9 protein-coding genes are annotated in these 13,162 nt (G+C 71.1%); all 9 read left to right on the top strand.

Annotated elements, in window-relative coordinates:
• The first annotated feature begins 152 nt into the window (after window positions 1-152).
• The 9 genes from ACJ8AN_RS26325 (at window position 153) to ACJ8AN_RS26365 (ending at window position 13,064) form a co-directional block, all read left to right on the top strand.
• Window positions 153-1,187 carry a tetratricopeptide repeat protein gene (locus ACJ8AN_RS26325; protein WP_407758223.1) on the top strand — a complete coding sequence of 345 codons (1,035 nt, stop codon included), beginning with the start codon at window positions 153-155 and terminating at the stop codon, window positions 1,185-1,187.
• Between the two features lie 127 nt (window positions 1,188-1,314).
• Window positions 1,315-3,894 (top strand): penicillin-binding protein 1A, encoded by a 2,580-nt coding sequence (locus ACJ8AN_RS26330; RefSeq protein ID WP_407758224.1) that lies wholly within the window; start codon window positions 1,315-1,317, stop codon window positions 3,892-3,894.
• On the top strand, window positions 3,891-5,273 hold the full coding sequence (locus ACJ8AN_RS26335; protein WP_407758225.1) for an FG-GAP repeat domain-containing protein: 1,383 nt from the start codon (window positions 3,891-3,893) through the stop codon (window positions 5,271-5,273). Before ACJ8AN_RS26330 ends, ACJ8AN_RS26335 begins: the two co-directional genes overlap by 4 nt.
• Entirely contained in the window at window positions 5,270-6,646 is a 1,377-nt protein-coding gene (locus ACJ8AN_RS26340; protein ID WP_407758226.1) for an ABC transporter substrate-binding protein, read from the top strand. The genes ACJ8AN_RS26335 and ACJ8AN_RS26340 overlap by 4 nt, the downstream gene beginning before the upstream one ends.
• Window positions 6,643-8,292: a sensor histidine kinase gene (locus ACJ8AN_RS26345; protein WP_407758227.1), complete on the top strand. Its 1,650-nt coding sequence runs from the start codon at window positions 6,643-6,645 to the stop codon at window positions 8,290-8,292. The genes ACJ8AN_RS26340 and ACJ8AN_RS26345 overlap by 4 nt, the downstream gene beginning before the upstream one ends.
• 244 nt (window positions 8,293-8,536) lie before the next feature.
• Window positions 8,537-9,253, top strand: coding sequence for a hypothetical protein (locus ACJ8AN_RS26350; RefSeq protein WP_407758228.1), 717 nt, complete (start codon window positions 8,537-8,539; stop codon window positions 9,251-9,253).
• Window positions 9,254-9,370: 117 nt separating this feature from the next.
• Complete coding sequence (locus tag ACJ8AN_RS26355; protein WP_407758229.1) at window positions 9,371-10,063, top strand: hypothetical protein; 693 nt, start codon at window positions 9,371-9,373, stop codon at window positions 10,061-10,063.
• Window positions 10,064-10,472: 409 nt separating this feature from the next.
• Window positions 10,473-11,333 carry a DUF2381 family protein gene (locus tag ACJ8AN_RS26360; protein ID WP_407758230.1) on the top strand — a complete coding sequence of 287 codons (861 nt, stop codon included), beginning with the start codon at window positions 10,473-10,475 and terminating at the stop codon, window positions 11,331-11,333.
• A gap of 12 nt (window positions 11,334-11,345) precedes the next feature.
• Window positions 11,346-13,064: a serine/threonine protein kinase gene (locus ACJ8AN_RS26365; RefSeq protein WP_407758231.1), complete on the top strand. Its 1,719-nt coding sequence runs from the start codon at window positions 11,346-11,348 to the stop codon at window positions 13,062-13,064.
• Window positions 13,065-13,162 lie beyond the last annotated feature (98 nt).

Below are 13,162 nucleotides of genomic sequence, written 5' to 3' on the forward strand. Positions count from 1 at the left end.
CCTGGGCCCCGGGTGTGTCCCTCGGGCCACATTCCGCCGGCTCGGGGAGCGGGGAGGCGTCCTCGCGGACCCTCACCTCCCGCCCTCTCCCCGAGGGAGAAGGGCGCTGGCACGGGCATCGCAGTGGGCTCCTCCCGTCAAGGAGCCGCACCATGAGGAACACCGTCCTGTCCGCCTGCTTCGCCGCCCTCTCTCTCGCCGCCTGTGATGCCGGCCAGTTGCGGCGGCCCCAGGCGCTCGTCCCGGTCGCCTCCAATCGCGTCGAGAACCGGCTCCTCCCCTCCGAGGCCCCCAGCGAGGTGGACCCGCTCCGCCCCGCCTCCGCGCCCGCTCCGGCCCCGGCTTCCGATGGCCTCCCCGAGACGCGCGAGTCCCTCGCTCCGACGGCCGAGGACCTCGCCACCGCCGAGCCCGTGGAGGAGCTCTCGCTCCCCCACGAGGAGCACCTCTACCCGGTGGACCACCTCGCCCGCGCCCACACCCTGCGCGAGTCGGGTGACCTCTCCGGCGCCCTCACCGAGGCCCGCCGCGCCGTCCACGATGCCGATGCCGCGCAGGACGACGACGCCTCCGAGCGGGCGCTCGACGGCCTCATCTCCCTGGCCCGCCTCAACGGCCAGAAGCAGCTCGCCGCCGAGGCCTACGCGGAGCTCGCCCGCATCTTCCCCGATGGCCCCGAGCCCCTCGTCCAGGAGGCCCGCCTCCTGCTGGAGCTCGGCGACACCGAGGGCGCCCTGCGCGCCGCCGAGCCCGCGCTCGAGCTCGACCCCGAGTACCCGGAGACGTACCAGGTGCTCGGCCGCGCCCACCTGGCCGCCGGCCAGCTCGACGAGGCCATCGTCCGGTTCAAACAGGCCGTGCACCTCGACCCGTACCATGCGTACGCCCTCAACAACCTCGGGCTCGCCTACCTGCAGTCCGGACAGGACACGCTCGCCGCCGAGGCGCTCGCCCAGGCCGCCTACCTGCTGCCCCACGTGGGCTTCGTCCACAACAACCTCGGGCTCGCCTACGAGCGGCTCGGCCGCTACGAAGAGGCTCGAATGGCCTTCGACACCGCCACGCACCTGGCCCCCCAGGACGCCAAGGCCCGCCTCAACCGGGAGCGGCTGAATCGCGAGGCCCGCGCCTCCGTCGATGTCCAGGCGCTCCTCGGAGGCCGGCTCTCCCCGGGGTGCCCTCAATAGCCGGGGCCCGTCCTTCTCGCGCGCCCCCCCGCCCGGTGGGCCACCTGCCCATTCCGGTTCCCCGCCCGGCGGTTTAACGTCCACCGTCCTTCTGTTGTCCCCGCGCCCCATGAACCCGGCCCGCGAGATGAGCTCCCAGCCCCAATCCCCGACTCCCGCTCCCCCGCCGGCCCCTCCGGCCCGCCCCCGCCCGGGCTCCCGCCTGTGGCACTGGGCGAAACGGCTCCTCCTCCTGGCCGCCGCGGGCGTGGTGCTGCTCGTGCTCGTCGTGGCGGGCGGCTACCTCTACTACAGCCGCGACCTGCCCTCGCCCGAGGCGCTGCGCAACTACGCCCTGCCCCAGGTCACCAAGGTGCGGTGCGCGGATGGCTCGGTGTGCGCCGAGTTCTTCATGCCCCAGGGGCGCCGCACCGTGGTGCGCATCGAGGACCTGCCTCCCCACGTGCGCAACGCCTTCCTCGGCGCCGAGGACGCGGACTTCTACAAGCACGAGGGCCTCGACTTCGTCGGCATGACGCGCGCCGCGGTGAAGAACCTGATTCCGGGCAGCCGCAAGTCCGGCGCCTCCACCATCACGCAGCAGGTGGTGAAGAACATGCTGCTGTCGCCCGAGCGCAGCCTCTCGCGCAAGGTTCGCGAGTGGATTCTGACCCCGCGCGTGGAGCAGGCGCTCACCAAGGACCAGATTCTCAGCCTCTACATCAACCAGGTGTATTACGGGCAGGGACGCAGCGGGCTCGAGGAGGCGGCGCTCTACTACTTCGGCAAGCACGCCAAGGAGCTGAGCCTGGGCGAGGCGGCGGTGCTGGCGGGCACGGTGCAGTCGCCCAACCGCATCAACCCGGAGAAGAACATCGTCAAGGCCAAGCAGCGCCAGCGCTACGTGCTGGGGCAGATGGCCGGGCACGGTTTCGCGCCCCACGACCAGGCCGAGAAGGAGATGGAGAAGCCCATCGTGCTCGCGCCGCGGCCGCCGCCCGAGGTGGGCCCCTACTACGCCGAGGAGATCCGCCGCACGCTCGTGGCCCGCTACGGCGAGGAGGCCGTGCTCACCGGCGGCCTGCGCGTGGACATCGCCATGGACCCCAAGCTCCAGGCCATCGCCGACGAGTCGGTGCGCAAGGGGCTCGAGGCCGTGGACCACCGGCAGGGCTACCGCGGCGCGCTCGGCACGCTGGAGCCCAAGCGCTTCGATCAGCTCGAGCCCCTCATCGCCAGGCACATCGAGGAGGCGGGCCGACGCCAGAAGGAAGGCGCGTATGTGGCGGACCTCTCCTCGCTCGCGCAGACGGGCGAGCCCGAGCCCAAGCCGGAAGAGGAGCCGGTGGTGACCACCACCGCCGAGGAGGAGGAGGACGAGACGCTCTCCGCCGACGAGAAGCTCGCGCGTGACGTGCAGCTCGCGCCCCTCAAGGAGGGCCTGCGCGTGGCGGGCCTCGTCACCCAGGTGGATGACTCGGGCAAGAAGGCCCGCGTGGACCTGGTGGGCCGCACCGCCGAGATTCCCTTCTCCACCGTCACCTGGGCGCGCCTGAAGGGCAAGGGCGCTCCCTCGAGGATGTCGGACGTGATGAAGACGGGCGACATCGTGCTCGTGCGCATCACCCGCGTCACCCCCGCCCCCGCGGTGCTCGAGGCCACCCTGGACCAGGTGCCGCTCGTGCAGGGCGGCCTCGTCGTCATCAACCCGCAGAACCGCTACGTGGTGGCGATGGTGGGCGGCTATGACTTCCAGCAGTCGCCCTTCAACCGCGCCACCCAGGCCCGCCGTCAGCCCGGCTCGTCCTTCAAGCCCTTCCTGTATGGCGCGGCGCTCGGCAGCGGCCGCTTCACCACCATCAGCACGGTGAACGACGCCCCCGAGGCCATCCGCGATCCGTACACCGGCAAGACGTGGAAGCCGCAGAACTCCGACCACACCTTCGACGGCCCCATGACGCTGCGCGAGGCCCTCACCAAGTCCAAGAACACCGTGTCCGTGCGCCTCATCGAGGCGATTACCCCCGCCACCGCCATCGACTTCGCGCGGCGCGCCGGCATCCGCTCGCCGCTGCCGGAGAACCTCACCCTGGCGCTGGGCACCGGCGAGGTGAGCATCCTCGAGGCCGCCAACGCCTACGCCACGCTGCAGGCCAACGGCCGCTACGCCGAGCCGCTCCTGCTGCTCAAGGTGGCGGACGCGCGGGGCAAGGTGCTCGAGGAGCACCAGCCGGCCTTCGAGGAGACGTTGCCTCCGGCGGTGGCCTACCTCACCACCTCGCTGATGCGCAGCGTGGTGGAGGAGGGCACGGCGCGCGCGGTGAGGGAGCTCAACCGCCCCGCCGCCGGCAAGACGGGCACGGCCAGCGAGAACCGCGACGCCTGGTTCTCCGGCTTCACCGCGGACTACGTGGCCAGCGCGTGGGTGGGCTTCGATGACCACTCGCCCCTGGGCAGCTCCGAGACGGGTGGCCGCGCCGCCATCCCCCTCTGGCTGGAGTTCATGCGCGCCGCGCACCAGGGCCTGCCCGCGCGTGAATTCGACGTGCCCCCCGGCGTGGTGCAGGTGCGCATCGATCCCGTCAGCAAACTGCTCGCGGGCAACTCCGTGCCCGGCCGGCTCGAGCCCTTCCTCGAGGGCACCCAGCCCACCGCCGAGGCGCCCCCTCCCGGCCACGTCAGCCCGAGCGACTTCTTCCTCCAGGAAGGTAGCCGGGGGGGTTTGTGAGCCGCGCCCTCGCCGCCGCTCTGCTCCTCGCCGCGCTCCCCGCTCCCGCCGCGAGGCCTCCCTCGCCCCCACCGGCCGCCCCGTCCACTCCGGACGCGGCGGCCGCTCCCGCTCTCGAGCGGCTCGCCCAGGCCGTGGCCACCGACGTGCGCGCGGTGAAGCCCGAGCCCCCTGTCGCCCTGCACCTCTCCGGCGGCACTCCCGAGCTGCGGCGCGCCTTCGGAACGCTGCTCGCCGCGCGCCTGGCCTCCGCGGGGCTCGCCCCCGAGGTGCTGGAGGCCCCCTCCCCCGAGGCCGCCGAATCGCTCGCCCGTGAGCGGGGAGCCCGTGCCCTCGTGCGGCTCACCCTCGGCGTGGAGGGCGCGGAGCTGCGCGCGCGCGGCGACGTGTTCGGCACCTGGGTGAACTTCTGGTCCGGCCGCTCCGCCCCCCGCGCGCCCTCACCCGCCGCCGCCCTCGCCCAGGCCGTGGAGGCGGATGCCCAGGCGCTCGCGCTCGCCGCCGTGGAGGCGCCGCGCCCGCCCGTCTCCACCCCCGAGGAGCCCCGCCCCCTGCGCCTGCTCGGCGCCGTGCTGGCGCGCCTGCCCTCCCCTCCCGCCGCGCTCGCCGCGGGGGACCTCGATGGGGACGGCAAGGACGAGGTGGTGGCCCTCACCGAGCGCGCCGTGCACGTCTTCGCCGCGGATGGGCACCTCGTCGCCGAGCGCTCGCTGGAGATGCTGCCCCCCGGCCCCGCTCCCACCCGCGAGCCCTTCGGCGCGCTGGCCATCCTCTCCGGCCCGCCGCGCATCGCCGCCTTCTCCACCCGCTTCGCCCACGGCGAGGTGCTCACGCTGGAGGGCGGCTCGCTGCGAGGCGTCTCCCGGCTCGAGGCCGCGCCCCTCGGCCCCGACGCACGCGGCGCCTTCGTCCCGGGCCAGACGGCCTTCGCCCCCGAGGTGCGGCTCGGCACCGGGGAGCAGCGGATGGCCGGAGTGACGGCCCGCTTCACCACCTTCAGCGCCGCCCACTCGCGCGTCCTGCTCGTCCACCCGGATGGCTCGGCCTCCTTCTTCCCGCGGCCCGCGGAAGCGCCCATCCCCATTTCCGGCCTCGGCGCCGGCAGCGCGCTCGGGGACCTGGACGGGGATGGGACGCCCGAGCTGCTCACCACCTCGCCCGAGCTCAACCCCTCGCCGGACTTCCTGCGCGTCTTCAAGACGAACGGGGGAGACCCCACCGTCCACGAGCCCCTCTGGCAGGGGCCCCTGCCTGCCGGCCGCGCCCTGCAGGTGGTGACGGCCAACCTCGACGGAGACAAGCGCCGCGAGGTGGTGGTGGGCCTCACCCAAGCCGACGGCACCGGCGTGCTCTTCCTCCTGCGCCAGGGTGCGCCATGACGCTCCGCCACGCCCTCGCCAGCCTCCTCCTGCTCGGCGCCACGCCGTCGCTCGCCGCCGGCCGCGTCCCCTACGGAGGCGAGCTGCGCGTCGCCCATACCGGCCCCGCCGAGCCCGGAGAGCCGGCCCTCGCCGACTCCCCCACCGAGGCCACCGTGCTCGGCCTCCTCTCGCGGCCCGCCTGCCACCTGGAGGCGGACGGACGGCTCTCGCCCGCACTCGCCCGCGAGCTGTCGCGCCCCTCCGCCCAGGTGGTGCGGCTCGGCCTGCCCTCGCCCGCGCAGGCCCAGGCCCTCGCGCGCGCCTGGACGCGGATTGCCGGCCCCGAGGCCCCCTCGCCCTACCGCGCCCTCCTCTTCCCGCTGCGCGGCGAGGGCCGGCAGCTCTCCGCCACCGGCGACACCCTGGAGCTGGCGCTCGCCTTCCCGTGGCCGGATTTGGAGCGAGCGCTGTGCCACCCCGCGCTCGCCCCGCCCCGCGCCGTCCCCGCCGCGCTCGGCCCCTTCTCCGCCGCCGGGACGAACACCGTCGAGGCGCGGCTCGCGTGGAGCCCGGGCCGGCCCTATGTGGACCGGGTGCGGCTGCTGCCCACGGACGAGCGTGGACTCGCGCGCCTGTGGTCCACGCAGCAGGCGCAGGTGGAGCTCGGGGTGCTGCCGGATGCGGGCACTGCCTCCGGCGCGGCGCTGTACGCCACCTACCTGGCCTGGTCTCCGAGGCGCGTGCCGCCCGACTTCCGCCAGGCGGTGGAGAGCGCCCTGGACCGGGAGGACCTGACGCGCCTCTTCGTGCGAGCGCCGGCCGTGCCCATGCTGAACCTGCTGCCGCCCGCGCTGCTGCCGCAGTCGCCGGGCCCGCGCCCCACGCCGCCGCCCGAGCCCCAGGCCGGACGCAAGGTGACGCTCCTCTACGACGCGGGCAGCGAGGACCAGCGCGCGGTGGCCGAGCGCATCCAGGTGAAGCTGCACGACAGGGGCTACAACGTGGCGCTGGAGCCCCAGCCGCGCGCCGAGCTGAGCACCCGCTGGGCGAAGGGTGACTACGAGCTGATGCTGCACTCGCTGCTGCTGCCGCCCGTGCCCGGCCCGGCGCTGGCCGTGGTGCTGGACGCGGCGGGCCGCAAGGATCTGCTCGGGGTGGAGCTGCCGCGCATCGGCGCGCTGGCGGACGCGGCGGCGCGGGACACGAAGGCGCGCGAGCGGGCGCTGGCACTCGCCCCGTCGGTGCCGCTGCTGCCGCTGTACGCCCAGGGACTGGCCCTGCGGGCGGCGCCCGAGGTGGGCGGACTGGTCTTCGACGCCCAGGGGCTGCCCATGCTGGACGGCGTCTGGCTGCAACAGGCTCCGTCGGGAGTCCCGGGGGCGCGGAGATGAGACTGAGGACGAGGCTGGCGCTCGCCTTCGCCCTGCTGGCGCTGGTGCCCTTGGCGGTGATGGTGCCCTTCACGGTGACGCGGCTGCGCGCCACGCTCTCGAAGGGGCTGGACGCGCGCATGGACGGAGCCACCGCGTCCGCGCAGGAGTCGCTCGAGCGCGCCGGAGCCACCGCGCGCCGGGCGGTGGAGGAGCTGGTGGAGAGCCCGGCCATGGAGGACCTGGCGCGCGACGCCCGCGAGTCCCCCGCCCGGGCCATGCGCGGGGACACGGCCCAGGCGCTGATGAAGAGCCGGGGCCTGACGGTGCTGTCGCTGTTCGACCGCAAGGGCACGACGCTGTCCTCGGGACACCTGCCCGCGAGGCGGGGAGATCCGGACCCGGTGCTCTTCGCGGTGACGCGGGAAAAGTCATTCAAGCCGGTGACGGTGAAGGTGTCGGTGCGGAGCGACGAGGGCCTGCGCGAGGTACCGGCGCTCGTGACGGCGAGGCCGGTGGACTACGGGGACTCGCGGCTGTGGGTGGTGGGCGGGGTGCTGCTGGACCAGGGGCTGGCGGCGCACCTGGCGAGACTGACGGGAGCGGAGGTGGCGCTGCTGTCCGAGGACACGGTGGTGGCGAGGGCAGGCAGCGTGACGCCGCCCACGGTGGCGCGAGTGCTGCCACTGGGAGAAGCGGCCACGGTGCGGCTCGTGTTCAGCCGCGCGGCCGAGCGCGAGGCGACCTTGGGAGTGCTGCGCTCGTTCCTGCTGCTGGCGGGATTGGGGTTGAGCTTCGCGGTGCTGCTGGGGCTGCTGATGGCGCGGAGGATTACGCAGCCGGTGGAGGCGCTGACGTCGGGAGCGAGGCGCGTGGGAGAGGGAGCGCTGGACGTGCAGGTGCAGGTGAAGGCGGCGGGCGAGGTGGGCGAGCTGGTGAAGACGTTCAACCACATGACGACGGAGCTGCGCTCGACGACGGAGCGGCTGGTGGCGAGCGAGCGCGTGGCGGCGTGGCAGGAAGTGGCGAGGCGGCTGGCGCACGAAATCAAGAATCCGCTGACGCCGATCCGGATGTCGCTGGAGACGCTGATGGCGGTGCAGGACGCGCAGGACGCGCGCTTCCCGGCGCTGTTCCGGGACAGCGCGGGCGTCATCCTGGAAGAGGTGGACCGGCTGAGGCGGATTGTGGACGAGTTCAGCCGCTTCGCGCGCCTGCCCAAGCCGCAGCTGGAGCCGGTGGACCTGGGCGAGCTCGCGCAGAACGTGCTGGCGCTCTACGCCACGCCGCCGGAGGGCATCCGCATCCAGTCGGAGGTGCAGCCGGGGGTGGTGGCGAAGGTGGACAGGGATCAGCTGACACAGGTGCTGGTGAACCTGGTGAAGAACGCCGAGGAGGCGATGGCGAAGGGGGGCGGGGCGCTGCACGTGCGAGTGCGAGGTAACGAGCGGGAGGCGGTGGTGGAGGTGCAGGACAGCGGCCCGGGGATACCGCCCGAGCACCGTGCGCGAATCTTCGAGCCCTACTTCACGACGAAGGACGGCGGCACGGGCCTGGGACTGGCGATTGCGGCGCGAATCCTCCAGGAGCACGGAGGCAAGCTGGACGTGGGCGGCGAGCCCGGCCAGGGCGCCTGCTTCACCCTGTCGCTACCCCGCGAGCGCTGAGCCGAATTGGCTCGAAACGCCCGCCAGTCGTGCGAAGAGGAATGAGGATGTGGATGGCCATCACTTGTAGACGTCTACAAGTGACTGTCCCGTTTTTCGGACGGCGCATCCAATCATAGGACCCCGTGAGACCTGCTCAGTTCGCAAGTCTCTGGAATGAGACGGCTCCTCCATTGGCATAGCGACTGCTCTGTCTGTGCTCGGCCGCGATTCGCGGCCCCACCCATCCAAGAGGGGGAAACACATGCAGACGCAGAAGATGATGGCGGTTCCTGGCATCAAGGCGATGCTCGTTCCTGGTGCGGCGTCGCCGCTCGACGACTTGACGCTCGATGAGATCAAGGACCTCATGAACAACCTGGTCAGCCAGGGGAGCACGTTCCAGTACCAGCTCGGGGTGATGTACAACCACGTGGTGAACCGGAAGCTGGCGGAGCTGGCCGGCTACAAGAGCGCGCAGGTCTACTTCAACCAGCACGTCAAGGCGCTCTCGCAGTCGACGCTGAGCACGTACGGCGCGGTGGCCCGGAACTTCGACGGGGACACCTGCACGCAGTACGGCGTGTACCACCTGCGGGCCCTCCTGCGGTACCTGGATGCCACCGGCGCGACCGCGCCCGCGGACCCGGGCCCCGTGAGCATCGACGTGCCGCAGGACGACAGCAAGGTGGTGACGAAGCCCTTCGCCGAGTGCAGCGTGGATGACGTGGAGAGCGCCACGCGTGCGAAGCGGGCCCCGGCCCCGTCGTGGGTGCCGGTGCCGGACAAGGCGCGGCTGCTGTTCTTCGAGGACAGCCTCTACCAGAACTTCAAGGGCGTGGCCGAGGTCCGCTTCACCGCGAACAACCAGGAGGGGACGACGCTGATCAACCTGCAGGGCGTGCCGATGGCGGAGGTGCCGCGGCTCATCCAGGCGCTCCAGCAGGGACTGCAGGCCCAGCCCTCGCTGGCCGCGAAGTAGGTCCAAGCAGCCGCGGGTGAGGTAACCGGGCGGGGAGAGAGGCCGACCAGACATGGCGGTGTCCCTCCCCGCCCTTTTCTTGCCACGCTTCAGCGGTCACCCAAGAGGATTCAACCGATGGAAACACTTGAGGAAGCCGAACGTGAACTGACAGTGGAGGAGATACGCGACCGCATCCGCGAGTACGTCAAGCAGGCCAGCGATGCGCAGGTCTACATCTCCGCGTTCTACGATTATTTCAAATGGCAGAGCGTGAATGCGGGCCCCGAGTACAAGAACGCCTCGGACTATCTCTGCAGACACATCCCCGGCCTCACTCGGGAGGAGCTGAGCTGGTACGAGAACTCGTCCAAGGGATTCATGCTCAACATCCGTTTGTACTATGGATTGAAGAGCCTGCGTGCCCTACGCAACTACGCGAAGGCCGCCAAAATCACCGTGCCTTCCCCAGACCCGAGCAACACGGTCGTGCAGGTGCCGCAACCGGATGGCACGACCGTGGACAAACCCTTCTGGCGTTGCAGCCTGAATGAGGTGCAGCGGGCGGCGCGAGTGAAGCGGAAGCCACCTCTCAAGACACGGGCTCCCGTGTCTGACATGGTGCGCTGGCTGTACCTGGGGGACAGCCTCAACCGGCACTTCAAGGACGTGGCACCGGTGCGCATCGACATGCGTCAGGAGAACGGAATGGCACTCGTCACCGTGCGCGACGTGCCCATGGCGGAGATGGAGCGACTCATCAAGGCGCTCCGGGCCGGCATGGATGAGCAACCCTTCGCGCTGAAGGACGAGAACCGCAACGCCGCGTGACACGCGGCAACCACGCGGGGAGGGGCACCGCCCAGACATGGCCGGTGTTCCCTCCCCTTTTTTTGCCTGTTCGAAAAGTCTCTCTCCCGACCAGCTCCGGGTCGCGCCTTCCGAAAACGGGGATGCCGTGACTCGCTTGTAGACATCCACAAGCAAGCCCACACACACCCACTTAAGCACACATCGCTTGTAGACGTCTACAAGCGAGTCGAGCATCGGGTCCACGAGCAAGAATTCGCCATCGAGCCTGCTCCAAGGCCAACCCTGCGGGAAGTACCCGCGTGGGGTAGTCCACGTGGGACCGTGCCGGGCGGCGCCCAATGCTTGCGGCTTTCCGGTCCGACCCCCCACATGCGATGTCTGCTAGGGTGGACTTCGGAGGTATTCCACCCTGGCCCGACTCCTACCGTTGTTACCGCTCGTTCTCCTCCTGACGGGGAGGGCGGCGGCAGCCCAGACTCAGCCCCCCGCCCGCGAGCAGCAGCAGCGGCAGGTCGTCGTCCCCAACAACCCGGACGAACCGGTGCCGGAGGTGCGGGTGGCAGCCGACATCCTCACCCTCTTCCGCTTCGGTGCCTCCATCGACCGGGCCTCGGTGGAGGTGGAGGGGCGAACGACGCGTTTCAGGCTGGTGGACGTGGGCGACCGTACCCTCATCCTTGAGATGGCCGTGGAGCCGGGCCCCGGGGAGAAGCTGGGCGTGCGGGTGCGCTACAAGGACGGCGCCTCGCCAGCGTCCGCCACCTTCGCGCTCGTCTCCCACCCCACGCTCGTGGACAAGGAGGTGGAGGTGGTGCGCCGCCCTCGATCTGTCGAGGCGTTGGAGGCGGTGCTGGCCGAGAAGGACGCGCAGCTCGCGGCGCTCCGAGCCGTGAGTGGGCCCGCCGGGCTCGTCTTTTCCGGGCGGCTCAACCTCGATGGAGTGCAGGCCCGGCGCATCGAGAAGCCCGCCATCGCTCGGGACGGGATGAGGGTGGAGGACGGAGAGGGGTATCGCGCCGGGCCCTGGGCCCTCGCTGTTGTCCGCGTGCACAACCTTTCGGGGCAGAAGCCCTGGGAGCCAGCAGGGGCGCAACTTGCCCTGGCTGACGGCACCCCGGTGAAGGTGGTCTCCCTGGACATGAACAGGACGCGGCTGGGGCCGGGCGAGGAGGGCCTCGTGGCGGTGGAGACGGAGGCCCCCTTCTGGAAGGTGGGTGCGGTCCTCCGCCTGGAGCTTCTGGACAAGAGCGGCAGCCGGAGCCCTCCCGTCGCCCAGGTAAAGCTATAGGAGGGCCAGCCCGTGACGACGGACGCCCTGCACCCGGATCACCTCCAACCTGGCCACACCGTGGGGCCCTGGCAGATCGTCCAGGTGCTGGGCCGTGGAGGCTCCTCCCGCGTTTTCAAGGTGAAGCGAGAGGGGGTTTTCTACTCCTTGAAGATGGCGCTTCACCCTCTTTCCGACGTCCGGGAAGAGCTCTCGGAGGACGAGTACGTGGAGGAGAAGAGCGCCTACCGGAGGCTCGCGCGCGAGGCGGCGGCCCTCTTCACCTATTCCTCTCATCCCAACCTGCTACGCGTGCACGCGGTGGACTTCTGGCCCAACCCCAGCAAGGGCTACCCCTTCCTCGTCACCGACTTCGTGGATGGGGATGACTGGCACCGGTGGCGCTGGCGCAAGCCTCCTCACGCAACCGGGCTGGTGTACACATTCAGCGACGTGGTGCGCACCGTGGGCGTGCTGCACGCACGCGGCGTGTACCACCGGGACTTGAAGGCGGAGAACCTCCTCATCCGTCGCAGGGACGGCAGGCCCTTCCTCATCGACTTTGGCACTGTGCGCCTGCCGGGAACCCTTACGAAGACCATGGGCTTGCCCGAGGGCGTCCTGCACCTGGTGCCTCCCGAGCTCCTGGCCTACATGCGCACCGAGGCGTGGAAGAGGAACGAGCCTTTCCACGGGGGCGTGCCCGCAGACCTGTACGCTCTGGGCGTGCTGCTCTACCAGGGTCTCGCCGACTTCCACCCGTTCGACCCCAATCTGCCGGACAAGGAGCTGCTGGCCGCCATCGCCAGTGTGCCCCCGAAGGCGCCCCACCTCCTCAACCCTCGGGCGCCGCGCGCTCTCAGCGACATCACCATGAAGCTGCTGGAGAAGCAGCCCGAGGACCGCTACCCCAGTACCGACGCGCTGCTGCGAGCGCTGGAGAGCGCCGCCGAGCAAGAGGGGGAGTCCCCCGCCTGGAAGGTGCCGCTCTTTGCCACCGGGGAGCGCCCAGCTGAGCCAACACCCCAGGAGGAAGAGGCCCAGGCGGAGGCGAGGCAGCAGGCCCCCGCCGTACCTGGTGGCCCGCGCCGCACGAGGTGGCCTCTGGTCCTGCTCGCGAGCCTGATCATGTTCGGTCTTGTCTTGTGGCTGGCGCGCTCCACACTCGCGCTCTCACCCGAGGCGCCGCTGCCTGGGTCTGGTCGTTCCGAGAAAGGAAGCCCGCCCGTGTCCACCCCTTCACGCACTACCCCCTCGAATCTCCTCGCCGCCTGGCTGTGCACCATCGCCGGCCTGGGTTGCCCCGCCGCCCAGGTGAAGCCCCCGGAGCCCGAGGAGTGCCCCAAGGAGGCGACCGAGGCCATGTTCCAGGAGTTGAAGATTCGGACGGCGAGCCCCCTCCGCGCCGTCGTGGACATCAATCAGCCTGCGGACATGAGCGAGACGGGCGTCTACCAGGATGGCTCCATCATTGGACGCCTCACGGTGGGCGATGGAAACCTGCCGGAGGGGACGCTGCTGCACGGCCGCCTTTGGACGGGCCCTGGCATCTACGACATCACGGGGATCGAGCCGAGCCCCGCCGTCCTCGGCCGCTACACCCAGGCCGTGCTGCCCGATGGAAGGAAGTACCCCGTGTGCATCGTTCTGGGCGACCGGGATGGGCGTGTGCCCAAGGAGGAAGGTTCCAAGGGAGGCGCCGCCGTGCTGGGGCGTGAGTTGCCGGTGAGCGCCGTCTGGCGCTGGCCGTGACAGATTAGCTGCTCCTCTCTCCTTGACCGCGCCTCTCGGTCATCGTCTTCCTTGCAGAGGGACGCATTACCCGGAGGGGCGAGCGCATTAGCGGAGAG

This window comes from Archangium sp., from assembly GCF_045802675.1.
GTDB lineage: Bacteria > Myxococcota > Myxococcia > Myxococcales > Myxococcaceae > Archangium.

Coding starts and splice junctions, on each gene's coding strand:
- ACJ8AN_RS26350 (WP_407758228.1), top strand. CDS start 8,537: ATGCAGACGCAGAAGATGATGGCGGTTCCTGGCATCAAGGCGATGCTC.
- ACJ8AN_RS26330 (WP_407758224.1), top strand. CDS start 1,315: ATGAGCTCCCAGCCCCAATCCCCGACTCCCGCTCCCCCGCCGGCCCCT.
- ACJ8AN_RS26340 (WP_407758226.1), top strand. CDS start 5,270: ATGACGCTCCGCCACGCCCTCGCCAGCCTCCTCCTGCTCGGCGCCACG.
- ACJ8AN_RS26355 (WP_407758229.1), top strand. CDS start 9,371: ATGGAAACACTTGAGGAAGCCGAACGTGAACTGACAGTGGAGGAGATA.
- ACJ8AN_RS26345 (WP_407758227.1), top strand. CDS start 6,643: ATGAGACTGAGGACGAGGCTGGCGCTCGCCTTCGCCCTGCTGGCGCTG.
- ACJ8AN_RS26325 (WP_407758223.1), top strand. CDS start 153: ATGAGGAACACCGTCCTGTCCGCCTGCTTCGCCGCCCTCTCTCTCGCC.